Origin of the sequence: Variovorax raffinosi (assembly GCF_051216615.1) — a bacterium.
Lineage (GTDB): Bacteria > Pseudomonadota > Gammaproteobacteria > Burkholderiales > Burkholderiaceae_C > Variovorax.
In genome coordinates this window covers 125,337-151,136 of the sequence record NZ_JBPJZR010000014.1, presented here as the reverse complement: position 1 = coordinate 151,136, position 25,800 = coordinate 125,337, and the positions used below count along the sequence as shown (strand labels likewise).

The window sequence follows — 25,800 nt, the reverse complement described above, 5'->3', positions numbered from 1 at the left end:
AGTATCTTTTTTAAGACTGGTGAAGTTTTCGAGACTGAGGCAAACCCTCGGGGTGCTGCACGGGGTGTTTTGCAGCGCAAAGCGCAACGGCCGCGGAGGCGACCGGGCCTGTGCAGGGGTATCAGCGATGAGAACGATGCAGGGCGCCGCTGCTCGCGGGCCGGATCGCATGGCGAAAGACTGTCGCGCGCGATGAGTCGCAAAGAATCAGCGCGCGGGCGCTGTGCGCAACTGCTCTCTCAGAATCCGCCGAATCTCCAGAATCGCCAGCGGGTTCTCCTGCACGCTGTGCTGCGACGGAATCACCAGCTCCGATGCCGCGCCATCAAGATGCGCGCTCGCATACGGCACGATGCCGTCGCTCGACTCGGCCAGCGGCACGCCCGGCGTGTCGTTGCCGATGATCGAGTGGAAGCGCACGCGCGGGTTCATCGGCAGGCCCGATGACAGGCGCACGAAGGGATCGCGGTCGCTCAGGTTGTCGATGCTGTTGGGAATGCGCAGCGGCCCCAGGTCTTGTTTGCCGGGCGCGATGCGGATCAGTTCGCGCGAGATGTCGCTGAGCTGCCCGAGCATCGTCACCGGCAGCGTGATGAGGTTGGCCACCCAGCGCGAGATCCGGTTGTTGGCGAAGTCGGTGCCGCGATGCGGCGATGCGATGAAGATCGCATCGCTCACCTGCGGCAAGGGCTCGAAGCGCAGATAAGGCGCGAGCCGCTTTTCAATGCGCAGCTGCTGCGCGCCCTGCATCGGATAGCTCTCCAGCAGCGCGTCCCAGAGCTTGTCTTCCGACGACGACACCATCAGCCGTGACAGCACGCCGCCCATGCTGTGGCCGATCAGCGTGATGTTGCGCGAGGCTTCGGCCTGGCCCGTGGGGTCGAAGTGCGCCAGCGTCTGCGTGACGGCCTCGCGGATGGCGAGGTTGTTGATCGGCAGCGGCGCGTTGGTGGGGTAGTAGACCTGCCAGATCTGGTAGCGGCGGCGCAGGGTCTCGTCGCCCAGCACTTCGTTGGCCACGTTGATCCAGGCTTCGGGGCTGCTGGCCAGGCCGTGCAGCATGATGATCGTGCGGCGGTTCGGGTCGTAGGGCTGCATCAGGTAGATGCGCGGCTGCGTGAGTCCGTCGGCGCTGCCGAACAGGCTGCGCAGGGCCTGCAGCGCGAAGTCGGAACGCGCGAGCCACAGGCCGTAGCCCGAGGTGAAATTGGCTGCCAGCGGAATGTCTTGCCCGGCCAGTTTCACCGTCGACGTCTTGTAGGGGTCGAAGGCCACGATCTGCAGCGAACGCGTGGCCAGCACTTGCGCGAGGTCGGCGCCGTCGAACTTCAACACGGCGGTGAGCGCGGGGAATGGCGTTTCGCGGTAGGGCACCTTGTCCTGGTGCGGTCGCTCGTCGGTCACGGCCACCAGTTCGGCACCGAAGCCGTCGCGCCGGTAGATGTTGCGCAGGCCCGAGAAGGTGAGGGACGCGGCCGGAATCAGCTCGCGCGGCAGCATCGCGCCGGTGGGCAATTGCAGCGCCGACAGGTCGCTGTCGATGTGCCAGTCGCCCACTTGCGGAATGGCTGGTTGCGATCCATCGGGCCCGGACGGGTTGTTCTTCTGGTAGCGGCTGAACAGGCCGGTGATGGCCTGCTGCACCGCGTAGTTGTAGTAGTCGCGCACCTGCGTCTGCCGGTCTTCGAAGGCGCGGTCGCGCGGATTGCGCGCGGTGAAGAAGAGGTAGGCGTAGGCGTAGCGGGCGGATTCCAGCCATGCGTCGATGGCGGCGGCGGCGGGCGTCTTGGTGGCCGCGCCGGTTTTTTCTTCCGTCAGCGCAACCTGCAGCCAGACTTCCGACAGCGCCGACAGCCGCTGCTCGTCGGTGATGCCCGGCGAGTCGACCAACGCTCGCCGGCAGGCCCGGCCGTCCTTGCTGCACAGGTCGGCGTCGGAGCCGATCACGCGCAGCACTTCTTGCGCCGAGGTGCTCAGGCGGCCGGTGGTGAGCACGTCGCCACGGCGCTGCGCAAGGTATTCGGACGGCGAGATCGAGCCGACCTGCACGCCTGCACAACCTGCCAGCAGCAGGGCGGGGCACAGCAGCAATGCGGGCAGCGAGAGGCGGCGCGCACGCATCACGGCGTGGCCCCGGTGCCCGGAAGGCCTTGCCGGATGGCTTGCGAGAAGTTGGCGCCCGGGGTCTTGTCGGCGGCGATGGCACGGTCGGTGATGCGGCCTTGCGCGTGCAGCGCTTCCAGGCTGTAGCCCGCCGGCAGGGCGCCCATGTCGTAGAGGTAGCCCGGCAGGTAGCCCGAGGCCAGCAGCCGCCAGTCCATCGGCAGGCCCGGCACGATGCGCTTGGCCAGCGCATAGACGATGGTGGTGCAGTTGGCGGTGAGCGTGTTGTAGAAGCTCGGCGCGCGCACCAGCGCAGCGGCCTCGTCGACGTAGGCCAGGAACAGCGAACGCATTTCAGGCTGCGGCAGGCTCACGCGGTACATGTAGATGTCTTCGCCGCGCACGTTGGTGCGCACGCGAAGAATGTCGTGGTCGTCGGCCGCGACGAGGCTCAGCTCGAACTGCTTGAAGAAGCCGCCGATGGACGAGAAGCTCTCGCCGCGCTCCTTGCGGATCTCGATGGAGAAGGTGACGAACTGGCCGTCGTCGAAGCCGAAGGACACCAGCGTGTGCGCGATGGCGGGGCCGGACCAGTGGGAAAGGGCCACGTCGATCGAGCGGATGCGGTCGAGGTCGTAGCGGCGCGTTTCCCAGCGCTGGGTGTAGTCGGTGTCGCTGCGCCAGTCGAAGTTGCGCACGTTCTGCAGGGTGACCACGCTGCCGTCCACATGCGCGCTCAGTTGGCGCGCGACGTCGTCGGCCCATACGCGGTTCTGCGAAGGCAGGATGGTGCCCCACCACGCCATCAGCATCGCGAAGCCCACGGCGTAGGAGAGCAGGGCGCGCGCAGCCCTGCCGCGCCACAGCAGCGCGATGGCGGCAAGGCCGAAGCCGGCCCACAGCACGGCTGCTGCGATTTTCACGGCTTGCGGCACCGGCAACTGATACCAGAGCGCAAGGCAGGCCCACAGTGCGGACAGCAACACAAGGAACGATGCCGAGAGGCGGCCGCAAAAGCGCAGGAACATTCGGAGCTTCAAAAAGTGAGTGCCGCAATTATCTCCATCCGTAACAGGTAAGCGGACTGTCAGAAAGCGCAACCAAAGTGGGCCGGCACGTTGCAACTGTTATGTCGCGTGTCGCGCGTTCGCAAGCGAAGTTGCGAATAGAAAAAAGACAACAGGAGACAAGCTCATGAACATGCGCAAGCATGCGGCGGCACTCGCACGTCCGTCGGTTTCGTACCGCCAGGTACTTCAATCGAACCCCCTTCCGAATCGGCTCGGCAGAACCCGCAGGGCGACATTCGTTGCCGTGGCTGCAGCGTCGCTGTTCGTCGCGGGATGCGGTGGCGACGGCGGCGGCCGGATTCCGTATGTCGATCTCTCGGGCATCACGCCGCCGGCCGTGCCGGTGGTGAGCGTGAACACCCTGCAGGGCTCGACCAAGGACATGTCGGTCGAGTTCCACGAGGGCACGAACATGGCGGCCACGCCGTCGCCCGATGGCAAGCGCATCGCGTTCACCGCCATGGGGGCGCTGTGGACCATTCCCTTTTCCGGCGGTACCGCCACGCGCATCACGAGCTGGGACATGGAGCCTACTGCGCCCGTGTGGTCGCCCAACGGCAGCGTGATCGCGTTCCAGAACTACGACGCGGAAGGCAACTATCACATCTGGGTGGTGCGGCCCAACGGTGCGGACCTGCGCCGCGTGACGACCGGCCCCTTTGACGATCGCGAGCCGACATGGACGCCTGACGGCAACGGCCTTGTGTTCGCATCGGACCGCAGCAACGACGGCCAGTACAAGGTCTGGCGCGTATCGCTGAACGAGCCCACCTACGTGGCCCTGACCACCGGCCCCGGCGCGGAAAGCAACCCGGTCGTGTCGCCCGACGGCAAGCAGATCGCCTTCGTGGATACAGCGCGCGTCTTCACAAAGACCATCGGCAGCAGTGAGGTGCCGAAGCTCATCGGCGCCGGCACCATGCCCGCGTGGACACCTGACGGGGCAAGCCTCGTGTTCCAGAACGACCGCAAGGCCCTGACGGTCGCCGGCAAGGACGTGGCACCGGGTGAAGACTTCTTCCCGTTCCCGGTCCGCTACATGGCGGACGGCCGCTTCATGTACACGGCCGACGGCAAGATCAGGATTCGCAGCGCCACCGGCACCGAGCCGGCCGACGTGCCCTTCAGCGCAATGCTGACGGTGCGCCGCCCCGCCATCACCAAGGTGAAGGACCGAGGCTTCAACGTGATGGGCCCACAGCCGGTGCGCGGCATCAGCGGCCCGGTGATCTCGCCCGACGGGCAGAGCGTGGCCTTCGTAGCGCTGAACGACGTCTGGGTCATGAAGATCGGCCAGACGCCCGTGCGCCTGACCAACGACATCGCTCGCGACGGCAGCCCGCAGTTCACGCCCGATGGGCTGTCGGTCTACTTCTCGACCGAGAAGGACAACGCGGGCGCGCTGGCCATCGACCAGGTCGAGATCGCGACGAAGAAGCGCACGCGGCTGGCGGCGATCCGCGCCAGGTCGATGGTCACGCCGAAGATGTCGCCCACGGGGGATCGCATCGCCTACACCACCGGCTCGGGCCAGCTCGAAGTGTGGGACGTGGGTTCGCGCACGGCGCAGACCGTCATTGCGCAAGTCAGCTCGCAGGTGAGCACGCCGTCGTGGCTGCCCGATGGCAAGAAGGTGGTGCTGGTCGACAACGAGCGCATGAACAACCGCTTCCGCGAGGGCTACAACAAGCTGCGTGTGATCGACGTTGGGGCCAAGACCGGCACCTTCTATCCGGTCGCCGAGGTGCCGCGCCAGATATCGGACCGCGAGGAGGGCGCCGCCACCGTGTCGCCGGACGGCAGCAAGGTCGCCTTCATCATGGACTCGGTGCTGCATGTGATGCCGCTGAAGCCCGATGGCTCACCGGCCGGTGCGCCCGTGGCCATCACCAAGGAAGCGGCCGACCTGCCTTCATGGGCCGGCGATTCGCGCACGATCCTCTACAAGGCCACCGACAAGCTCAAGACCATTGCCGCTGACGGATCGAGCGCGACCGAAGTGCCGCTCAGCCTTTCGTGGACGCAGGCCGTGTCGAAGGGCACGACCATCGTGCATGCCGGCCGCCTCTGGGACGGCAACAGCGAGAGCCTGCGCACCGACGTGGACATCGTGATCGATGGCAACCGCATCACCGCGATCCGGCCGCACGATCCGTCGTCGGCCAAGACGGCTGCCAAGTTCATCGACGCTTCGGCGCTCACCGTCATGCCGGGCCTGTGGGACCCGCACTTCCATCCGCTCACGCTTTATCAGGGCGGGCAGTTCGGGCAGGTGGCGGCGTCGATGCTGGCCTACGGGATCACGTCGACGCAATCGGTCGCGGGTCCGCTGCACCAGAGCATCGAGATGCGCGAGGCACTGGACTCGGGCAACCTCGTCGGGCCGCGCTTGTTCGTCTCGCCGCCGCTGTGGGAGGGCAACCGGCTCTTCTACAGCTTCGCGCGAACCCTGCGCACGCCCGAGGTGGCCGACCTGGAAATCGCCAAGGCGAAGGCCATGGGCGTGGACTACCTGAAGTCCTATGTGCGTGCACCGATCCCGATCATGACGAAGATCGCGCAGGCCGGGCTCGACATGGGTGTGCCCACCGGCACGCACATGCTCGCACCGGGCGCGGCGGCGGGCATTGCCGGCACCACGCACCTGTCAGCCACGCAGCGCATGGGCTACGGCTGGTCGAAGTCGGTCGGCGGCTTCACTTATCAGGATGCGTATGACCTGCACGCGAAGGCCGACTTCCATCTGGTCGACACGCTGTTCTCGTCGCTCGCGCTGGTGGGGCAAGACACGGCGATGACCACCGACGACCGCTTCAACCTGCTGATTCCGCCGAACTTCCTGACCGGCCTCACCGGCACGGCGGTGCCCACCGATGCCATCCTGCAGGGCGCGCGCAAGGACGCCGAGCAATCGGCCAAGGTGCAGCGTGCAGGCGGCCTGATGGCCATCGGCACCGACACGCCGCTGGTCGCGCCCGGCATCGCGCTGCAGACCAACCTGCGCGCGGCCGGCATGGCGGCCTCGAACTTCCAGGCGCTGCAGGACGTGACGATCAATGCCGCGAAGATGAGCCGGGTCGACAAGGACCTGGGCACGGTCGAGGTCGGCAAGCTGGCCGACCTGGTGGTGGTGCGCGGCAATCCGCTGCAGGACCTGAAGGCCGCCGCCGCCGTCGAGTACGTGGTGAAGAACGGCGTGAGCCTGTCGCTCGCGGAAATCCTCGCGCCGTTCCGCACGCCGCTGGCCTTGAGCGAACGGAAGAAGGCCGTGGTGGCCTACGAGAAGATGTGCCGCGCCGATCCCCATGAGTGCGCGGACATGAACCACGCGGACTGAGCACACGGGCCGGACCTGTCCGGCCCGTCCGGCCTGCCATCAGCCCACCCGGTTCTGCGCGCAGAGCTTGACCCGGGCGGCCCTGTCGAAGCCATTGCCATGGGACCAGTTGCCGTTGTAGCCCGTGTTGTAGAAGTAGGCGTAAGCGGCCTTTACTTCGGGCAGTGGGGCGTTGGCTGCCGCATAGCAGTCGGCCTGGAACTCGGCATGCTGGGGGAAGGTGCCGGTGATCAGGTGGCCGAGCGCCACATGGCCGTACTCATGGGCCCGAAAGAAGCGGCACACCAGCAAGCCCAACTGATTGCAGCGAACGGGGTTCCAGACGATGACGATCTGCCCGTTGACGTAGGTCGTGACCGCTATGTCGTTGATGGTGCTGTCCGGAATCTCGGGCACCTGGAGCATCTGGGCCGATGCCATGCTGCCCCAGGCTGCGAACAGACCTCCCCATGTCAGGCGCAGCAGCTGCTGGCCGATCTTTCCTGTCCAGGCATTCATGTGCTTCTCCGCTTTTTAATGAAATCCTTCGACTCCTCGCAGCGACACATTAGCGGGTTGGAGGCAATCCGCATCCCTTGTTCAGGGGATGCCCCGGGGGTTTTCAATGCGAAGAATCCGGGCTACAGCATGTACGTCACAAGCTTGAAGTCCGGATCTTCCGGGAAAGGCTTGACGCTGAACCCCAGCCGGCGCACCAGCTTCAGCATGTCAGGGTTGTTGGCCAGCACCAGCCCGTCGATTTCGGCCAGGCCCTTGTCGCGCGCCACGTCGATGATGCTTTCCATCAGGCGCGAGCCGATGCCCTTGCCGCTGAACTCGTCGGCCACCACCAGCGAGAACTCGCAACTGGTCTGGTCGGGGTTGGTGATGTAGCGCGACACGCCCACGATGCGTTCGGTGTCGAGCACGGTGCCGTCGGGCGTGACGTTGCGATCGACTACTACAGCCACCAGCGCCATCTCGCGGTCGTAGTCGATCAGCGTGAAGCGCGAGAGCATCGACGGCGGCAGCTCGTGGAAGCGCGAGACGAAACGGAACCACCGGCTTTCGGGCGACAGGCCCTGCACCAGCGCCTGCAGCATCTGCGCGTCGTTCGGATGCACCGGCCGCACGATGTAGATGCCGCCACCCGGCAGCGGCCATTCGCGCCGGTAGCGCGCGGGGTACGGCATGATCGCCAGGTGCTGGTAGCCGTTGCCTACATGGCCTGCTGCCACCGCCTGCGTGCTGCTGTCGACCACGATGCGTGCATCGACAGAGATCGCGCCCGACTCGTCCACGATGATGGGGTTGATGTCCATCTCGCGCAGCTCGGGCAGCTCGCACACCATTTCCGAGACGCGCAGCAGCACGTGTTCGAGCGCCTCCATGTCGACGGCGCTCGCACCGCGCCATTCGCCCAATGTCTCGGCCACGCGCGAGCGTTCGATGAGCCGCCGCGCCAGGAACTGGTTGAGCGGCGGCAACTCCATCGCGCGGTCGTTCAGCAGCTCGATCATGGTGCCGCCCGCGCCGAACACGATGACGGGGCCGAAGGGCTGGTCGGTGACCATGCCCACGTAGATTTCGCGGCCGCGCCGCGCACGCACCATCTTCTGCACGGTCACGCCGTTGATGCGCGCCTCGGGCGCCAGGCGCGCCACGCGTTCCATCATCTCGACGTAGGTGTCGCGCGCGCTGGTGCCGTTCAGCACGTTGAGCGTCACGCCCTCGACGTCGGACTTGTGCGGGATGTCGGGCGAATCGATCTTGAGCGCCACCGGAAAACCCAGTTGCGTGGCGATCATCATGGCTTCGTTGGCGCTGCGCGCGAGCAGCGTGCGCGTGATCGGAATATGGAAGGACGACAGCAGCGACTTCGATTCCATCTCCGTCAGCACGCGGCGGCGCTCGGCCAGCACGCTTTCGATCAAAAGGCGCGCGCCTTCGATGTCGGGCTTGCCCATCTCCGACAGCGGCGGCGGCGTCTGCTGCAGCAGTTGCTGGTTCTGATAGAAGGCCGCGATGTTGCCGAAGGCGCCGACCGCCGCCTCGGGCGTGCGAAAGCTCGGAATCGTCGCATCGGCCAGCACGGTGCGCGCCTTGCCGACCGACGAATCACCCATCCAGCAGGACAGCAGCGGCTTGTTCATCGGCCGCGGAATGTCGGCCAGCGCCTTGGCGGTGGCGGCTGCATCGGCGCCGGCCTTGGGCGAGAAGATGGCGAGCACGCCGTCGACCTGGCTGTCGGCCGAGGCGGCATCGATGGCGGCGCGGTAGTGCGCGGGTGTCGCATCTTCCGACAGGTCGATCAGGTCGGCCAGCGAGGCGAGCGGTGGCAGCGTCGGTTGCAGCAGCCGCTGCGCGGGGGCTGACAGCTTGCCCAGGTCGAGGCCGATCTCGTTGATCCAGTCGGCCGCCAGCACACCGGGTCCGCCGCCGTTGGTGACCACGGCCAACCGCTTGCCGACCGGGCGGTAGCGCGAGGCCAGGCACTTGGCGGCCGAGAACAGCTCGACGAAGGAGCGCACCCGCACGGCACCCGCGCGGCGCAGCGCGGCATCGAACACGTCGTCGCTGCCCACGATGGCGGCGCTGTGCGTCTGCGCGGCTTCGTTGCCGGCGGGCTTGCGGCCGGCCTTGAGCACCACCACCGGCTTGGCATGCGAGGCCGAGCGCAGTGCGCTCATGAAGCGGCGCGCGTCGGCGATGCCTTCAAGGTACACGATGATGCTGTGCGTGGCCTGGTCGTTGGCCAGGAAGTCCAGCACCTGCGGAATGTCGACCGAGGTGTGCGGGCCGAGCGACACCACGCTGGAAAAACCGACGCCGTTGTGCCGCGCCCAGTCGAGCATCGACGCGGTGAGGGCGCCCGATTGCGACACCAGCGCGAGCGGCCCGGCCTTGGCCAGCGGCCCCGCAACGCTGGCGTTCAGATGCAGCAGCGGACGCTGGAAGCCCAGCGAGTTCGGCCCCAGCAGGTGCACCCCTTCGCGGCGCGCGATCTTGCGCCACTGGTCGGCCTGCTCGGCGCTGATGCCGCTCGATATGACGACGGCGGCGCTGCAGCCGATGCGCCCGGCGATCTCCAGCGCGGCGGCCACGTCGCGCGGGGCGAGGGCGATCAGTGCAAGGTCGGCATGGGTTTGCGACAGCTCTTCCAGCGTGCCCTTCGTGCGCACATCGAGAAAGCGCAGCGTGCCGTCGAAGCGGTCGGCGCGAAAGGCCTCGCGCAGCGTGCGTCCCGCCGGGGCGTGGCCGCCCGGGTCATCGGTGTGGCCGACGAAGGCGACGATGGAGGCCGGGGCGAAAAGCGGGGTCAGGAAATGCTTGTCCATGCCTTAGTCTGCCTTGATCGGGGGATGAATCCAAACGGGTTTTCGTGTGCCGCACAGCGGGCATCGGTTCCGTCGGCTGAGGCCGGGAGCAGAAGTCCGCCGACGACCGCACCCAGGCAGGCTATGGGCTCCGGCCCACCCATAGAATCTCGCGGGCCGTGCTCACTTGCGTCACGCAGCGACAGAAACGAAGACAAGGAAGGATTTTTGATGCTGGGGATTCTGAGAATCTTGCTGGCCTGCGTCATCTGCTCCCTGGGGCTCGGGTGTGCGGCCCCGCCTGAAGTTTCCAGCCTTCAAAAGGCGACATCGCCGCGCATCGTCAACCTTGAAGCCGACGCCTCGTACAAGTTCCCGGGAGCCTTTGGAAAGGAGACCGAGGTTCATCTTTTGCAGGGGACATATCGCCTCGAGAAGGAGAACGCAGCCGGTCAGTTCTATCTCGGCGATCTGCATTCGGTGTGGTGGATGCTCGGCTCGGACCTGGCGCTTTTGAGGGGCGGTGTGTGGCTGCCCACGGATTCATCGAAGTCGCCGCGCATCTACTTCTACTACGGCTATCAGGAGATCAGGACAAAAAACCTGGCCGATGCTCTGTCGCAGAGGAGGGCGCTGGCGACACAGGGGAGTCCTGCTCGCGACGGCAGCATCGATGCGGCGACGGCCATCGCCATCCAAAGCGCTCCACCGACGATGTCTCCTCTGCATGCCGGCGTGGGAGCGGGGATCGGGGCCGCGCTTGTTGGCGCGCTCTCGGATTTCGACAGCCCCATCCTTTATCAGCCACCGACGGATGGGCAATTCAAGACGGTGATTGATGGGGTTTTTCGCGCGCCACGGCCATAGAAGCGCCGGTTTTTTCCACCCGGCCGGTGAGCGTCCGTTTGCGGACGAATAAAGCAACCGGCAAGCATGATGGAGAAGACCACAGAACGACGTTGACGAGGGCTGCATGCAGGGCCACCATGGTGCATCGTCGCGAATGCCCCACTCGGCGGCAGACTCACTGGAGAGGCCTGGCCCTCTCTGGAATGGGTGGTCAAGGGCGCCGTTCAGAGCTTTCAAGGAGATCTCATGACTGCAAGCGACAAGGTGTTCGCGGGCTCGATCCCGAAGTTCTACGACACGCTGATGGTCCCCCTGATCTTCGAGGCCTACGCCACCGACCTGGCGGAGCTTGTTGCTGCCTTCTCGCCCAGCTCGGTGCTTGAAACGGCGGCCGGCAGCGGCGCGGTCACGCGGGCGCTTGCGCCCAAACTCGGCGCCGACGCACGCTACGTGGTGACCGACCTCAACCAGGCCATGCTCGACTATGCCGTCACCCGGCAGGCGTCCGACAGCCGCATCGAATGGCGACAGGCGGACGCGCTGGCCCTGCCGTTCGACGCTGCCTCGTTCGACGTCGTCTGCTGCCAGTTCGGCGCGATGTTTTTCCCCAACCGGGTCGCCGGTTACGCCGAGGCGCGTCGCGTGCTGAGGCCAGGCGGGCGCTTTGTCTTCAATGTCTGGGATCGCATCGAAGAGAACGCCTTTGCCGACGACGTCACCAACGCCGTCGCCGCGGTGTTTCCGCACGACCCTCCGCGATTCCTCGCCCGCACGCCGCACGGCTATCACGATATCGCGCTGATCCGCGAGGATTTGAGTCGCGCAGGGTTCGCCAACATCGAGATCGAAACGCGCGAGAAGACGAGCCGCGCGCCCTCGGCACGCGACGTCGCCACTGCCTATTGCCAGGGAACGCCTCTGCGCAACGAAATCGAGGCGCGCGACGCCAGCTTGCTCCAGCTCGCCACCGACCGCGCGACGGAGGCAATTGCCAGCCGCAGTGGCGAAGGCCCGGTGGCCGGCAAGATTCAGGCGCATGTGATCGTGGCGGCGGGATAGCGGAACCCCGGCGCAAGGCTGTTGCAAGCCCGACTGGCGTTTGCGACAAGCGCGGTCATCCGAGGCGCGGTGCGCCTTTGCCTGTGCGAATCAGAACGCGGCCCGCACCGCGTCCGCCTGCTCCGTCGACGACCGTCGGCCGCGAACTCCCGAGGATTTTCAATCGGACTGACATGCTGCGCTGCGAGGATCGACCGCGTGAAAGCCCTTGATGTCCTTTGTTCCGGGAGTGGAAGATGGCCGCACGTTCAACCCGTTGTCGCGCAGGTCGGCGCTCCGTCTCCCCGCTCCAGCGCGGCTTTACCCTCATCGAGCTGATGGTGGTGCTGGTCATCATCGGGGTGCTGGCCGCGCTCATCGTGCCCAGCCTGATGGACCGGCCCGACCAGGCCCGCGCCACCGCCGCCAAGCAGGACGTGGCCGCGATCATGCAGGCGCTGAAGCTCTATCGCCTGGATAACGGCGGCTACCCCAGCAGCACGCAGGGCCTGCGCGCGCTGGTCGAAAAACCCACGGCCGGCAAGCCGCCGGCCAACTGGCGCACTTACCTGGAGCGCCTGCCCGCCGACCCCTGGGGCAACGCCTACCAATACCTGAACCCGGGCACCCACGGCGAGATCGACGTGTTTTCGCTGGGCGCCGATGGCGAGCCCGGCGGCGAGAAAGCCAACGCCGACATCGGCTCCTGGTAGCGCCATGCCCCACGAACCGGGGGGCGTGAAGGCGGGCGGGTGCCCGTCTGCGCCAGAACGCGAGCGCGGCATGGCGGTGGTGAGCGCGTTGCTGATCGTCGCGGTGATCGCGGTGCTGGCGGCCAGCCTGCTGGGGCGGCAGTCGGCCTTCATCCGAACCACGCAGGGCGAGCAGTTCCGCGCGCAGGCCCGGTGGCTGTTGCGCGGCGAAGTCAGCCAGGCACAGCGCACGCTGCGTGCCGAGGCGGTGCGCGAGCCGACCACGCGGCTCGACGGGCTGTGGAACCAGTCTTTCTCGCGCCAGGGCTCGGGGCAGGTGGCCGCGGATGGCGGGCGGCTGGTCAGCGAGATCACGGACGAGCAGGGCAAGTTCAACCTGCGCAACCTGGTGGACCGGGGGCGCATCGATCCTGCGGAGGCCGAGGTGTTCACGCGGCTGTGCGCGCTGCTGGGCGTGCCCGCGCCGCAGGCGCAGTCGATCATGCGGCGCGTGGTCGTGAGCCTGGGCGATGCGGATGTGCAATCGGCCGGCAATGTGCCGGACACCGTTCGCGCGCAGGCAGCCAAGGTCTCCGAAAGCCTCGGCCTGCCGGCGGAACTGCCGCGCACCCCACAGGCGCCCCGGCTGCGCGCCTTGGAAGACCTGCTGGCCGTGCCCGGCGTGGACGCCAGCGTGCTCGCAAGGCTGTTGCCCTTCGTGACCGTGCTGCCCGAGCGCACCTGGATCAACTCGAACACCGCGAGCGCGGAGGTCGTGGCCTCGGGCGTGCCGGGGCTTTCGCTGGAGCGTGCCCGCGCCTTGCTGGCGGCGCGCGACAAGGGCCAGTGGTTCATCAACCGTGGCGATTTCACCCAGCGCCTGCGCATGCCGGAGCAGGACTTCACCGAGCTGCGCATGGGCATCACCAGCAACTGGTTTCGCGTGGCGAGCGTGCTCGACACCGTGCGCACGAAGTTCGTGCTGACGGCCTTGCTGCATGACGACAAGCGTTCGTTGCCGCGCGTGGTGTGGCTGCGGGAGGGCGTGTGAAGGTCGACCTGTTGCGCCTGATGCTGCCGCCGTGGACCGGTGGCGATGCGCCCGATGTCGCCGTGCGATGCGGCTACCGCCAGCCCGACGGGCGCTGGCGCGATGGCGGCGTGCGGGCGCTGTCGTCCATCGCCTCAGACTTCAGCGCGAGGCGGCTGGAAGTGGCCCTGCATCCCGGCGATGTGCCGATGGCCGCGTTCACGCTGCCGCCGCTGTCGGGCCGGCGCCTGCAGGCGGCGGTGCAGGGCGCCATCGAGCCTTGCGCGCTGCAACCGCTGGACAAGCTCATGACCGGCTTTGGCCCGCGCGGGGCCGACGGTGTGGTGCCCGCCGCATGGATCGCGCGCCAAGCAATGAACGGCTGGCTCGCGCTGCTGAGAAAACACGGGCTGGCGGTGCGCGAGCTGCAGCTTCCCGCGGCCTTCCTGCCGTGCCCGGCGCAGGGCTGGGTCGCGAGCCAGATCGACCGCTGGCTCGTGGTCCGCACCGGGCCGGGCCACGGCTTCACGCAGTGGCTGCCCGAAGGCACGGACCGCACTGCGGGCCTGATGGCGGCGCAGGCCGACGGCGACGCGCCGCTCCCGGCCGTGCAGTGGGTGGGTGATGGCGATCCGGCCGAAGGCTGGTCGGGCGACGGCTGGCGCTGGGCGCTGTCGGCGGGCGATGCGGCGGGCAGCGGCGTCGGCGCGGCGCTGGTCGGGCCGGCGGTGGGCTGGGGCGTCGTCGTCATCGCCGTGTGGCTGACCGGGTTGAATGTCTACGCGAACCAGCTCGCATCGCAAGGGCAGACGCTGAAGCGCCAGATGGCGGCGCGCGTGAAGGCGGCCTTTCCGGATGTGCCGGTGGTCGTCGATCCGGTGAAGCAGGCCAGGCAGCAGAAAGAAGCGCTCGCGGCCGGCGTGGTGCCGTCTGCCACCGGCGATGCCCCGGGGCTCATGCGCGCGGCCACGGGCTTGCTGGCGCAGGCCGCGCCCGGACAGGTGCAAGGGCTGCGCTATGCGGCGGGCGAGTTGCGTGTTCGCTGGCGCGAAGGTGCGGCACCAAGTGCCGAGGCATGGCACGCCCTGCAGGCGAAAGCCACCGAACAAGGGCTGACCGTTCAAAGCGATGCACAGGGCATGCGCGTGACCGTGGCAAGCGGTGCGCCGGCCGCTGACGGCGCGGCCGTCAAGAAAGGCGCGCCGTGATCCTCGACCGCTTGCGCCCGATGCTTCATCGACTGGCCCCCGCACGGCAATGGATGAGGGAAGGCTCGGCCCGTTGGCAGGCGTTGTCTTCGCGCGACCGTCTGGCGGTCGGCGGCGCGGCCCTCCTGATGACGCTCGCCGTGCTGTGGCTGGCTTTCGCGAAGCCGGCGCTCGACAACGTCACGCGCTGGCAACACGACCTGCCGAGGCTGCGTGCGCAATCCGCCGAACTCGATCAGGTGCTGTCGGATGTGCCCACTGCGCAACCTGTCGTTGGCGCCAGCGAATCGCCGCAGGCGGGGCTGGACCGCGCGGGCCTGCAAGGCCTGTACCGCATCGATGTGCTGGTGACCGATGCGCCGCCGACCACCGGCAAGGCGCCACCCGCGAAGGCATGGCGGATCGGGTTCGCCAAGCCCGTCGCCGCCGCAAAGCTTTTCCCCTGGTTGCTGGCCGTGTCTGCCCGCACCGACATCGAACTCACCGGCGCTGTGCTCGACCGCACGGACAGCGCCGCCGCAGACCCTGCCGCCGGCCCGCAAGGGTATGTGCGCGGCGTGGTGGAGCTTCAGTCCACCGCACTCTACAAGGATGGCCCGTGATACGAGAGAAGAAAGGCGCAGCGATGCGCCGATGGACCGTGGCCTGTTGCATCGGGCTGGCCGCCTTGCCGCCGGGTGCGACCGGCGCGACAACCGGCGCACCTGCACCGGCCACCCGTGCCGTGGAACGCACGCCTGCGCCACAACCCGCCCGCAGCGGCCGCGACGACAAGGTCGTGCTGAACTTCGTCGATGCGGACATCACCTCCGTGGTCTCGGCGCTGGCCCGTTTCCTGGGCCGCAACTTCCTGTTCGATCCGCGCGTGAAGGGGCAGATCACCCTCGTCTCCGAAGGCGAGGTGCCCGCGGCCACGGCCTACGGCATGCTGACGTCGGCGCTGCGCATGCGCGGCTTTGCGATCGTCGATGTGGGCGAGGTCAGCCGCGTCGTGCCCGTGGCCGACGCCAAGATGCAGGGCGGCTCGGTCAACACGCGCAACCCCGGCGGCGGGCTGGCCACGCGCACCTTCCGGCTGAACTACGAGAACGCCGAAGCGATGGTGCCGGTGCTCAAGCCGCTGATCGCGGCGGAGAACACCATCACCGCCTACCAGGCCAACAACACGCTGGTGGTGACCGACTACATCGACAACCTCGAACGGCTGGCCCGCATCATCGAGAGCATCGACACGCCGACCTCGCTGGACTCCGAAGTCATCAAGCTGAAGAACGGCGTGGCGGTGGACATCGCCGGGCTCGCCACCGAACTGCTGGAAGGCAGCGGCGACAAGGGCAAGCGCGACATCGTGGTGCTGGCCGATCCGCGCTCCAACAGCATCGTGATCCGCTCCAGCAGCCCGGGGCGGACCTCGCTGGCGCGTGAGCTGGTCGCCAAGCTGGAGAACGCGCAGAGCGATCCGGGCAACCTGCACGTGGTGTACCTGCGCAATGCACAAGCGGTGCACCTGTCGGGCGTGCTGCGCGGGCTGCTCACGGGCGAGTCGCCGGACCCGGCCACCACCGGCAGCGGTTCGGTGCGCGCGGCGCTGGGCGCGGGCGGCATGCTGAGCGGGGCAGGGGGCGCGAACGGCGCGGGCAATGGCTCGGCAAGCAGCAGTTCGGCGAACCGGAGCACGAGCGGCACGGGCAGCACGACAGGCAGCGGCGGCAGCAGCAGCAACTCGACAAGCGGTGGCCTGCGTGGCGTCGGGGGCGCGGGTGGCACGGGCACGCAGTCTGGCGCTGCAAGCGGTGGCAGCGGCGGCACCGCTTTCTCGGCTGGTGGCGTCACCGTGCAGGCCGACGCCACCACCAACACGCTCATCATCGCGGCGCCCGAACCGATGTACCGCAGCCTGCGCCGCGTGATCGACACGCTCGACCAGCGGCGCGCGCAGGTGCTGGTCGAAAGCCTGATCGTCGAGGTGACCGAGACCGACGCCTCCGAACTCGGCATCCAGTGGATGGCCGGCGGGGGCAACGGCCGCGTGATCGGCGGCGCGAACTTCGGCGGTGCCATGCTCAACCCGAACGCGCGCAACACCATCGAGGCCATGCCGCGCGGCCTGAACATCGGCGTGGTCGACGGCACCGTCAACCTGCCGGGCGTGGGCGAGATCCTCAATCTCAAGCTGCTGGCGCGCGCGCTGCAGACCAAGGGCGGCGCCAACATCCTGTCGACGCCCAACATCCTCACGCTGGACAACGAGGCGGCCTCGATCATGGTGGGCAAGACCGTGCCTTTCGTGAGCGGGCAGTACATCACCAACGGCAACAGCAGCACCAACCCTTTCCAGACGATCCAGCGCGAGGACATCGGCCTCAAGCTGAACATCAGGCCGCAGATTTCCGAAGGCGGCACGGTCAAGCTCGACATCTACCAGGAGGTGTCGAGCATCGACGACCAGGCATCGAGCGCGGCCAGCGGCATCGTCACCAACAAGCGGGCGCTTGACACCAGCATCCTGGTCGACGACGGCCAGATCATGGTGCTCGGCGGGCTGATGGAGGACAACGTCACCAACGGCACTGATGCCGTGCCGGGCCTGGGCTCGCTGCCGGTGGTGGGCAACCTGTTTCGCTACGACAAGCGCCAGCGCGTGAAGACCAACCTGATGGTCTTCCTGCGGCCCTACGTCATTCGCGATGCCAACGCGAGCCGCAACCTCACGCTCGACCGCTACAACTTCATGCGCGCGCGGCAGGGACGCTCGAAGCCGATGCCCCACGGCCTGCTGCCCGATCTCGGCGGGCCTGCGTTGCCCCCGCCGGACGTGCCCACGGCAGGCCGCACACCCGAGGTCGACCTGCGCCCGCAGAACTGGGAGCGCACGCGCGAGCAACCACCGCCGCCCACCGCCTCGGCCAGCCAGACGCGGCAGATGCCGGCGGAAGCGGCCCCGCCGCCACCGGTGACGCGCTCGCAGTTGCCCAGGGGCGTGACAGTCGATTCGGACCCCGCCGCGCTCTATGGCGGCGCCAACGACAAGCTCGCCGTGGTGCAGATCGCCGACGCCAAGGACGAACAGGACGCGGTGCGCATCGTCAAGCGGGTGCGCATCAGCGGCATCGGCGCCTACATCGTGGGCGGGCCGGGCGGAGAGGGCAACGCGGTGCGCGCGGACGTTCCGCGCGATCAGCAGTCGGTGGACAACGCCATCACCGTGCTGCGCGAACTCGGCTACCGGCCGGAGATGGTGGTGATGCCATGAGCGCTGTGCTGCAGGCCGCCACGCTGCCGCATGCTTGGGCGCGCAGCCAACGACTCATCGTGCAGCACGACGACGACGGTGCGCCGACACTCCTGGTGTGCCAACGCACGCCCGGCTGGGCCATCGTCGAGGCCCGCCTGCTGCTGGGCGAACTGCCGCTGCGCCAGGTCAGCCCGCAGGAGATGGACGCGCTGCTGGGCAACAGCTATGCCGATGCCGACGACGCCGCCTCGGTGGTCGGCGCGGTGGAGCAGCAGGTCGACCTCGACCGCCTGATGCAGGACATTCCCGCCGTCACCGACCTGCTCGACGCGCAGGACGACGCACCCGTCATCCGCATGATCAACGCGCTGCTGGCCCAGGCCGCGCGCGACGGTGCCAGCGACGTGCACCTCGAATCCTTCGAGACCCACTCGGTGGTGCGCTACCGCGTCGACGGCACGCTGCGCGACGTCGTGGCGCCGCGCAAGGCGCTGCATGCGGCGCTGATCTCGCGCATCAAGATCATGTCGCAGCTCGACATTGCAGAAAAACGCCTGCCGCAGGACGGGCGCATCACGCTGCGCGTGGGCGGCCGTCCGATCGACGTGCGCGTGTCCACAGTGCCGACCGCGCACGGCGAACGCGCCGTGCTGCGCCTGCTAGAAAAAGATGCCGGCCGCCTGAAGCTGGAGAGGCTGGGCATGGCGCCCGACACGCTGGCCGAACTCACGCGGCTGGTGCGCCAGCCGCACGGCATCGTGCTCGTGACCGGCCCCACCGGCAGCGGCAAGACCACCACGCTGTATGCGGCGCTGGGGCAGCTCGACCTGAGCACCAGCAACATCCTCACCGTCGAAGATCCGGTCGAATACGACCTGCCGGGCATCGGCCAGATTCCCGTGCACAGCAAGATCGGCATGACCTTCGGCGCGGCCCTGCGCGCCGCGCTGCGGCAAGACCCGGACAACATCATGATCGGCGAGATCCGTGACCTGGAGACAGCGCAGATCGCGGTGCAGTCCTCGCTCACCGGGCACGGTGTGCTGGCCTCGCTGCACACCAACGATGCGGTGTCCGCCGTCACGCGCATGAGCGACATGGGCATCGAGCCCTTCCTGCTGTCTTCTTCGCTGCTCGGCGTGCTCGCGCAGCGGCTGGTGCGCTGCCTGTGCCCCGCATGCAAGGTGCAGCAGACGAAGCCCGACGGCAGCGTGGCTTATGTGCCGGTGGGCTGCCCGGCCTGCGGCCATTCGGGCTTCAAGGGGCGCACCGGCATCCACGAATTGTTCGTGGTGCATGAAGACATCCGGCGCCTGATCCATGAGGGCGGCGACGAACAGGCCATGCGCGCCGCGGCGGTGCGGCACGGCATGCGCTCCATGCGCGAAGACGGGCAGCGCTGGGTGCGCGACGGCATCACCACCGCCGAGGAGATCCTGCGCGTGACGCGCGACGCCTGAGGAGGCTGCACGACATGGCACGTTTCGAGTTCGAGGCCGCCACTGCCGGTGGCGAGATCCAGCGCGGCACCACCGAGGGCGAGTCCGCGCGTTCGGTGCGTGCGCAACTGCGCGAGCGCGGCCTCACGCCGCTCGACATTCGCGAGAAGGCCGCAAGCGGCGGTGCGCTCGCATGGCTCAGCCCCAAGCTCGGCGCGGCCGACCTGTGCTGGGCCACGCGCGAACTGTCGAGCCTGCTGGGCGCGCGCCTGCCGCTCGAAGCCGCATTGGTCGCGACCATCGAACAGGCCGAGCGCAAGCACGTGGCCGATTCATTGAGTGCCGTGTGCGACAGCGTGCGCGCCGGCATGCGGCTGGCCGATGCGCTGGGTGAGCGGCCGCGCGACTTTCCGCAGATCTATCGCGCACTCGTGAGCGCGGGCGAAGACTCGGGCGACCTCGCGCGCGTGATGGAGCGTCTGGCCGACTACCTGGAGAACCGCGACAACCTGCGCGGCAAGGTGCTCACGGCTTTCATCTATCCGGCCATCGTCGGCTTCGTGTCGCTGTGCATCGTCGTGTTCCTGCTGGGGTACGTGGTGCCGCAGGTCATCGGCGCGTTCGCGCAGGCAAGGCAGGAGCTGCCGGCCATCACGCGCTTCATGCTGGCCGCGAGCGCCTTCGTGCGCGAATGGGGCTGGCTCACTGCCGGTCTGATCGTGGGCGCATGGGTACTGGCACGCACGTCGCTGCGCGACGCGGGGCGGCGATTGCGCTGGCACGGTTTGATATTGCGCATGCCGATGGTGGGGCGCTATGCGCTGGGTGTGGACACCGCGCGCTTCGCGTCCACGCTGTCGATCCTCATGGATGCCGGCGTGCCGCTGCTGCGCGCACTCGAAGCCGCGCGGCAGACGCTGGTGAACGAATGGCTCAAGCGCTGCGTGCTCGAAGCCACCGGCCGCGTGAAAGAGGGCACGCCGCTCGCGGCGGCACTGAAAGCACAAAAGATTTTTCCGTCGAACCTCGTGCACCTGGTGGCCAGCGGCGAGAAGACGGGTGCGCTCGCGGCCATGTTCGAGCGTGCCGCGCTCAACCTCTCCCGTGACCTGGAGCGCCGCGCGATGCGCCTGACCACCTTGCTGGAGCCCGTGATGATCCTTGCGATGGGCGGCGTGGTCATGCTGATCGTGCTCGCCGTGCTCATGCCGATCATGGAAATCAACCAGATGGTGCATTGAATCTTCGGGAGCATCGCGCGAAAAAAACGCGATGAGTTCGGGAACTTTCAACGCGTTGTTCCCGAGCTTTTTTCGGGCTGCTGTCACCTCCCAAAAGCAAGATCAAAGGCGTCGCCAGAGGGGCGACGCAGGAAGCGAAAGGGCAGGCGAACCACACAAACAACGCCTGTCCTTGGTAGCTCATTTCTTTTGGTCCATTCAAAGGAGTTTCCATGAATGCAAAGTTCAAGACGGTCGCCCTGTCGGCCGTGATGATGGCGGGTTTGATGGCTGCTGGTGCCGTGTCGGCGCAAACGGCTGTCGGCGGTGGCGCAACCCTGCCCGAGATCCTGTATGACGAGATCCTGCCGAGCGGCGTGGGCCTCACGGACTTCAGCTACACCGGCACGGGCAGCGGCGCTGGCAAGTCGGCTTTCCTCAACAACAGCGCAACCGCCTTCAAGGACGAGTCGCAAGACCCGGCACCCGCATGGTCGGCCGCGCAATCGGTGCATTTCGCCGGTAGCGATTCCGCGCTGACCTCGACCGAGCTGACCAACTACAACAACGCCCACAAGGCTGCCTGGGGCCCGCTGATCCAGGTGCCCGCCGTGGCCACCGCCGTGCTGATTCCCTACAAGCGCGCTGCCGTCACCACCCTGCCGCTGACGGACGCGAAGATGTGCGCCATCTACTCGAACAAGACGGGCGGCCAGACCTGGGGCCAAGTGCGTGGCGTGGTCGACACCACGACCGTCAAGGTCGTCTATCGCAGCGACACCAGCGGCACCACCGAACTGCTGAGCCGCTACCTCGTGGCCGCTTGCCCCACCTCCGGCTTCAAGGTGTCGAACAGCTTCGCGACCGTGGTCGGCAATGCACTGCCGGGCGCGACGAGCACGACCGCTGTTGCCCCGCCCGCCCACTGGGTTGCCGTTTCGGGCAGCAGCGGTGTTTCGGGCGCCATGGGCGCCACGGGCTCCGATGGCCGCCTCGGCTACCTGAGCCCCGAACCGGGCTACACCGGCGGCAGCGCCGCGATCGTCGCCACGATCAATGGCAGCCTGCCGGATGCCGCCTCGATCCAGAGCGCGCTTGCTGCACAGCCGCTGCCGGTCGGTGGCGCTTCTGCCGCCTCGGATCCGCTGGCCTGGGTTCCCGCGTACTCGAAGCCCCCGGTGACCAACGGGACTTCCAAGTACCCGATCTTCGGCACCACCAACCTGCTGGTGAACCAGTGCTACAAGGACTCCGTGGTGCAAGGCCGGATCGTCGCTTTGCTGACGGGCTTGTTCGGCACGACCTATGACAGCCAGATCACGGCCCACAACTTCGTCAACCTGCCCACCACCGGCAGCACGAACGACTGGAAGACCGCTCTCGTCAACACCTTCCTGACGTCGAGCAGCAGCCTGGCCATCGGCAACACCAACGTCTGCAACGGCATTGGCCGCCCGCTGAGCAACTGATCGAAGAGTTGCCGAAGACCTGAACCTGGCGCACCACGGTGCGGCGGGTTCCGGACCTGCCTCGAGGCGACGGGTTGTGCCGCATGCGGTGCGGCCCCGGCCCTCGAGGCTTTTTCCTGTCCATGCGACCCAAGGAGCTTTCCATGCGTGCAAAGCACAAGATGGCTGCGTTCGTGTGCGCGGCCGCTGCGGCGATGGCGGGCCTGCTGGCCTGCGCCACGGCCCATGCGCAGATGGCCGTCGGCGGCGGCTCGGTGCTGCCCAAGGCCACCTACGACCAGTTGATGCCCAGCGGCGTGGGCTTCACCGATTTCAGCTACACCGGCACCGGCAGCGCAGCCGGGAAGGCGGCTTTCTTCAACAACGATGCGACGGCCTTCAGGAATGAATCGCTTGCCATGCGTCCCGCCTGGCCATCCACGCAATCGGTGCACTTCGCCGACAGCGATTTCATGCTGACCGCACCGGAAGTCTCGAACTACAACGTCGCTCACCTGACGACCTGGGGCCGCATGGCCCAGGTTCCCGCCATCGCTGCACCCGTGCTGGTTCCCTACAAGCGCGCCGGCGTCAGCAACCTCGATCTGTCCGACGCGCAGATGTGCGCCGTCTTCTCCCACAAGCCGGGCGGCATGACCTGGGGCCAGGTGCTCGGCACCAGCGACACCACCGCGATCAAGCTGGTCTATCGCACCGACGGCAGCGGCGCCACCGAATGGCTGAGCCGCTATCTGGTCGCGGCCTGTCCGGGTGCGGGCTTCGTGGCGTCGGGCAACTTCGCGGCCGTGGTGGCCGGCGCGGTTGCGGGCGGCCTCATCCCCTCGCACTGGGTCGGCGTGGCCGGCGACAGTGCGATGGCGGCATCGTTCGGCACCGACGGGCGCATCGGCTACCTGACGCCGGATGCGGTCTTCACGGGCACCAGCAATGCGGTGGTCGCGAAGGTCAACGGCCTGCTGCCGGTCGCGACATCGATCCAGTCAGCGCTCGCGGTCCAGGCATTGCCGGGCGTGGGCACTGCCGCCGCGGGCAACCTGCTCGCGTGGGTGCCGCCCTATGCGAAGCCGGTGCCGGCCACGGGCGCCGGTGCCACCTATCCCATCTTCGGCACCACCCAGTTGCTGCTGGGCCAGTGCTATCGCAACCTGGCGGTACAGACGAAGCTCCGGAACTTCCTGGCCGGCTTCTACAGCACCACGAGCTTCGGCAACGGCCTGATTGCACTGCCGGCCACGTGGCGGACGGCCATTGCGAACACCTTCCTCGACATCAACAACCCGCTGGGCATCGGCAACGTCAACGTCTGCAACGGCATCGGGCGGCCGCTGCAGAACTGAATGACATAAGCACACATGTGTGTAACGAATGTCATGGGAACGTCACCACGCCGGACTAACGTAACCCCGGTGTGTAGGGCACACCCGGGTGTGCGGTCTGGCAGACGCGGCAACTCAGGAACATGTGCGTCAACACGGTATGACAGCGAATTCGGCATCGGTCAGTGTGCTGGCACTGACGTGGTGTCTGGCCGGTGCGGCCGCGTTGTTCGCCGTGCGCGGCGTGCATGCCCAGCCGCAAGAACAACAACAGCTTTCGGTGCCGGCCTTGCAGGCGGCGCCGGTGGCGCAGATCGAATTCGACATCACGGCCCAGCGTCTGGGCGATGCCATCGAGGCCTTCAGCAAGGCGACGGGGCTGGACATCTTGATCGATGGCGAGCAGGCGCAGCGTTCTTCGAGCGCGGTGCGGGGCACGCTGACTGCAATGGAGGCACTGGAGGCAATGCTGTCAGGAACTGGTCTGGAGGCGCGTTACGCGAACGCGGGCTCGATCGTGATCCGCGCGGCGCGCACGCCGGGCGTCGCGACGCGCGCGGCGGGAGGCGAGGCAACGGCCATCGAGGAATCGGGCTTCAGCACGGGAGACGGCGCGCACCGCGCGTATGCGGCCCAGGTGCAGCAGGCGCTGCGCGGCAGCCTGTGCGAATCGGCGCAGACAAGGCCCGGCGGCTATCGGCTCGCGCTGCAGTTGCGACTGGATGCGCAGGGTGCGGTGGAGCGCTTCCGGCTGCTGAGCACCACCGGCGAATCGGCTCGCGATGCGGCGGTCCAACGCAAGGTGCGCGGCCTGGCGGTCGGCGCGCCGCCGCCGCCTTCGCTGCCGCAGCCGCTGGTGATCCTGCTGCTGCCCGAGGGGCCGGGCGCGGAATCCGACTGCGGCCGCAACACCGCGCGCGCGCCATGAACGACAACCTTTCGTCCTCGCTGCGCGCGCGCATGGTCGCGCGCTATACCGAGCTGCGAGGCAAGCTCGAACGCATCGTCGGTTCGCGCGACGACGCGGCCGATGCGATGCAGGAAACCTGGCTGCGGCTGGCTGCGATGGGCGAGGGCGCCACCGTGCACAACCCCGACGCCTACCTGCTGCGCATGGCCGCCAACATCGCGACCGACCAGTACCGCCAGGACAACGTGCTGCTGGTGCGTGGCGAGATCGCCGAGCTGGTACACATCGTCGACGAAGCCAGCGACCCCGAACGCGTCGCGAGCGCACGCAGCGACGTGCAGGCGCTGAGCCTGGTGCTCAACCGCATGCCGGCGCGACGCCGCGCGATCCTGGTGGCGGCGCGGGTCGAGGGGCAGCTCAACAGCGAGATCGCCAGGCACCTCGATGTGTCGGTGAGCACGGTGGAGAAGGAACTCCGTGCGGCGCTGGAGTTCTGCAAGAAGCACCTGCCGCAGGTGGAAGCGGCTCAACGTGGCCTTTACATCGGTGCGAGAAAATACTGATGAGCGCCATCATGACCTCCCCCGACAACGAACCCGGCATGCTTCGCCGCCAGGCTGACGCCTGGTGGGTGCGGCTGCATTCGGGCCAGGCGACCCGCGCCGATGCCCAGGCATTCCGGCAGTGGGCCACGCGCAGCAAGGAACACGCCCAGGCCTGGCGCGACGTGATGCGCACCTGGACCGCGCTCGATCCGCTGCTGGCCGAGGAAGCCCGGCGCCAGGCCTCGCGCGGAGGTGCCTTCTCCCTGACATGGCCCTCCATCAGCGGGCTGTCGCAGGTGCTGCATTCGCCCGGTCGCCGCGCCTTCTTCGGCGGCGCGGTCGCGGCTTCGGTGGCCGCGGGCGTGCTGATGGTCGAGCCGCCGCTGGGGCTGTGGCCTTCGGTCGGCGAGCTGACGGCCGACTACCGCACCGCCACCGGCGAGCAGCGCCAGGTGGCGCTCGGCCAGCGCGTCAACGTCAGCATGAACACGCAGACGCTCATCAACCGCAAGGCCGGCAGCGAGAGCGGCGGCATGGAACTGGTGAGCGGCGAAGCCGAGATCCAGGCCAGGGGCGCTGACGATTTCTTCGTCGAGGCCGGCGGTGGCCGCATACAGGCGCGCACCGCGCGCATCAACGTGCGCTACACCGGGCCGCAGGTCTGCGTGACCTGCATCGATGGCCGCGTGTCGGTGTCGGTGGCCGGGCAGCAGCGCCCGCTCGAAGCCGGCCGCCAGTTGATCTATGACCGTGCGGGCATGCAGGACGTAGAGCGCGCCGACCTGGCGCGCGTGAGCACCTGGCGCAGCGGCACGCTGTCCTTCGACCAGACGCCACTGGCCGAGGTGGTCGCCGAGATCAACCGCTATCGCCCTGGCCGGATCATCCTGCGCAACGAGGGACTGGCCCGCACGCCGGTGCGGATGCAGGTGGCGTTGCGCAGCATCGACAACGTGCCGGTGATGATCCGCGAGCTGTATGGCGCGAGGTTGCGCAACCTGCCCGGCGGCATCGTGCTGCTGAGCTGATGCCGCCCATCGCGT

General features: G+C 67.8%; 19 protein-coding genes. 15 read left to right on the top strand and 4 right to left on the bottom strand.

All coding sequences use genetic code 11. The features are described from left to right. Nucleotides 1–207 precede the first annotated feature (207 nt). The gene (locus tag ACSFB7_RS31545) at nt 208–2,121 is read right to left on the bottom strand and encodes an esterase/lipase family protein (protein WP_435476281.1); all 1,914 of its coding nucleotides are present in this window, start codon (nt 2,119–2,121) and stop codon (nt 208–210) included. Continuing rightward, complete coding sequence (locus ACSFB7_RS31540; RefSeq protein WP_435476280.1) at nt 2,121–3,131, bottom strand: Lnb N-terminal periplasmic domain-containing protein; 1,011 nt, start codon at nt 3,129–3,131, stop codon at nt 2,121–2,123. Before ACSFB7_RS31540 ends, ACSFB7_RS31545 begins: the two co-directional genes overlap by 1 nt. Nucleotides 3,132–3,297: 166 nt before the next feature. On the opposite strand from ACSFB7_RS31540, the gene ACSFB7_RS31535 reads away from it, so the two are divergent. Next, nucleotides 3,298–6,510 (top strand): amidohydrolase family protein, encoded by a 3,213-nt coding sequence (locus ACSFB7_RS31535; protein ID WP_435476279.1) that lies wholly within the window; start codon nt 3,298–3,300, stop codon nt 6,508–6,510. Nucleotides 6,511–6,549: 39 nt separating this feature from the next. On the opposite strand, the gene ACSFB7_RS31530 is transcribed toward ACSFB7_RS31535, so the two are convergent. Together ACSFB7_RS31530 and ACSFB7_RS31525 are read right to left on the bottom strand one after the other, a co-directional pair. Then, the gene (locus ACSFB7_RS31530; RefSeq protein ID WP_435476278.1) at nt 6,550–7,008 is read right to left on the bottom strand and encodes a M48 family metalloprotease; all 459 of its coding nucleotides are present in this window, start codon (nt 7,006–7,008) and stop codon (nt 6,550–6,552) included. Between the two features lie 122 nt (nt 7,009–7,130). Continuing rightward, nucleotides 7,131–9,827 (bottom strand): bifunctional acetate--CoA ligase family protein/GNAT family N-acetyltransferase, encoded by a 2,697-nt coding sequence (locus ACSFB7_RS31525; protein ID WP_435476277.1) that lies wholly within the window; start codon nt 9,825–9,827, stop codon nt 7,131–7,133. 210 nt (nt 9,828–10,037) lie between these two features. On the opposite strand from ACSFB7_RS31525, the gene ACSFB7_RS31520 reads away from it, so the two are divergent. The 14 genes from ACSFB7_RS31520 (at nt 10,038) to ACSFB7_RS31455 (ending at nt 25,785) form a co-directional block, all read left to right on the top strand. After that, nucleotides 10,038–10,673, top strand: a complete 636-nt coding sequence (locus tag ACSFB7_RS31520) for a hypothetical protein (protein WP_435476276.1) — start codon at nt 10,038–10,040, stop codon at nt 10,671–10,673. Nucleotides 10,674–10,901: 228 nt separating this feature from the next. After that, complete coding sequence (locus tag ACSFB7_RS31515; protein WP_435476275.1) at nt 10,902–11,714, top strand: class I SAM-dependent methyltransferase; 813 nt, start codon at nt 10,902–10,904, stop codon at nt 11,712–11,714. A 236-nt stretch (nt 11,715–11,950) separates the two neighbouring features. Continuing rightward, nucleotides 11,951–12,406, top strand: coding sequence for a type II secretion system major pseudopilin GspG (gspG, locus tag ACSFB7_RS31510; protein ID WP_435476274.1), 456 nt, complete (start codon nt 11,951–11,953; stop codon nt 12,404–12,406). A gap of 4 nt (nt 12,407–12,410) precedes the next feature. After that, a complete protein-coding gene (gene gspK / locus ACSFB7_RS31505) occupies nt 12,411–13,436 on the top strand; it encodes a type II secretion system minor pseudopilin GspK (protein WP_435476273.1) in 1,026 nt (341 codons plus the stop codon). Next, the gene (gene gspL / locus ACSFB7_RS31500; RefSeq protein ID WP_435476272.1) at nt 13,433–14,623 is read left to right on the top strand and encodes a type II secretion system protein GspL; all 1,191 of its coding nucleotides are present in this window, start codon (nt 13,433–13,435) and stop codon (nt 14,621–14,623) included. The genes gspK and gspL overlap by 4 nt, the downstream gene beginning before the upstream one ends. Then, nucleotides 14,620–15,225, top strand: coding sequence for a type II secretion system protein GspM (gene gspM / locus ACSFB7_RS31495; protein WP_435476271.1), 606 nt, complete (start codon nt 14,620–14,622; stop codon nt 15,223–15,225). The genes gspL and gspM overlap by 4 nt, the downstream gene beginning before the upstream one ends. A gap of 23 nt (nt 15,226–15,248) precedes the next feature. Further along, on the top strand, nt 15,249–17,876 hold the full coding sequence (gene gspD, locus ACSFB7_RS31490; RefSeq protein ID WP_435476270.1) for a type II secretion system secretin GspD: 2,628 nt from the start codon (nt 15,249–15,251) through the stop codon (nt 17,874–17,876). After that, nucleotides 17,873–19,318, top strand: coding sequence for a type II secretion system ATPase GspE (gspE, locus tag ACSFB7_RS31485; RefSeq protein ID WP_435476269.1), 1,446 nt, complete (start codon nt 17,873–17,875; stop codon nt 19,316–19,318). Before gspD ends, gspE begins: the two co-directional genes overlap by 4 nt. 14 nt (nt 19,319–19,332) lie before the next feature. Continuing rightward, nucleotides 19,333–20,538: a type II secretion system inner membrane protein GspF gene (gene gspF / locus ACSFB7_RS31480; RefSeq protein WP_435476268.1), complete on the top strand. Its 1,206-nt coding sequence runs from the start codon at nt 19,333–19,335 to the stop codon at nt 20,536–20,538. A 212-nt stretch (nt 20,539–20,750) separates the two neighbouring features. Further along, a complete protein-coding gene (locus ACSFB7_RS31475; protein ID WP_435476267.1) occupies nt 20,751–21,986 on the top strand; it encodes a substrate-binding domain-containing protein in 1,236 nt (411 codons plus the stop codon). Between the two features lie 143 nt (nt 21,987–22,129). Continuing rightward, nucleotides 22,130–23,323 carry a substrate-binding domain-containing protein gene (locus ACSFB7_RS31470; protein WP_435476266.1) on the top strand — a complete coding sequence of 398 codons (1,194 nt, stop codon included), beginning with the start codon at nt 22,130–22,132 and terminating at the stop codon, nt 23,321–23,323. Nucleotides 23,324–23,462: 139 nt separating this feature from the next. After that, nucleotides 23,463–24,230, top strand: coding sequence for an STN domain-containing protein (locus ACSFB7_RS31465; RefSeq protein WP_435476265.1), 768 nt, complete (start codon nt 23,463–23,465; stop codon nt 24,228–24,230). Continuing rightward, nucleotides 24,227–24,775, top strand: coding sequence for an RNA polymerase sigma factor (locus tag ACSFB7_RS31460; protein WP_435476264.1), 549 nt, complete (start codon nt 24,227–24,229; stop codon nt 24,773–24,775). The genes ACSFB7_RS31465 and ACSFB7_RS31460 overlap by 4 nt, the downstream gene beginning before the upstream one ends. Next, nucleotides 24,775–25,785, top strand: a complete 1,011-nt coding sequence (locus ACSFB7_RS31455) for a FecR family protein (protein ID WP_435476263.1) — start codon at nt 24,775–24,777, stop codon at nt 25,783–25,785. The genes ACSFB7_RS31460 and ACSFB7_RS31455 overlap by 1 nt, the downstream gene beginning before the upstream one ends. The last annotated feature ends 15 nt before the right edge of the window (nt 25,786–25,800 follow it).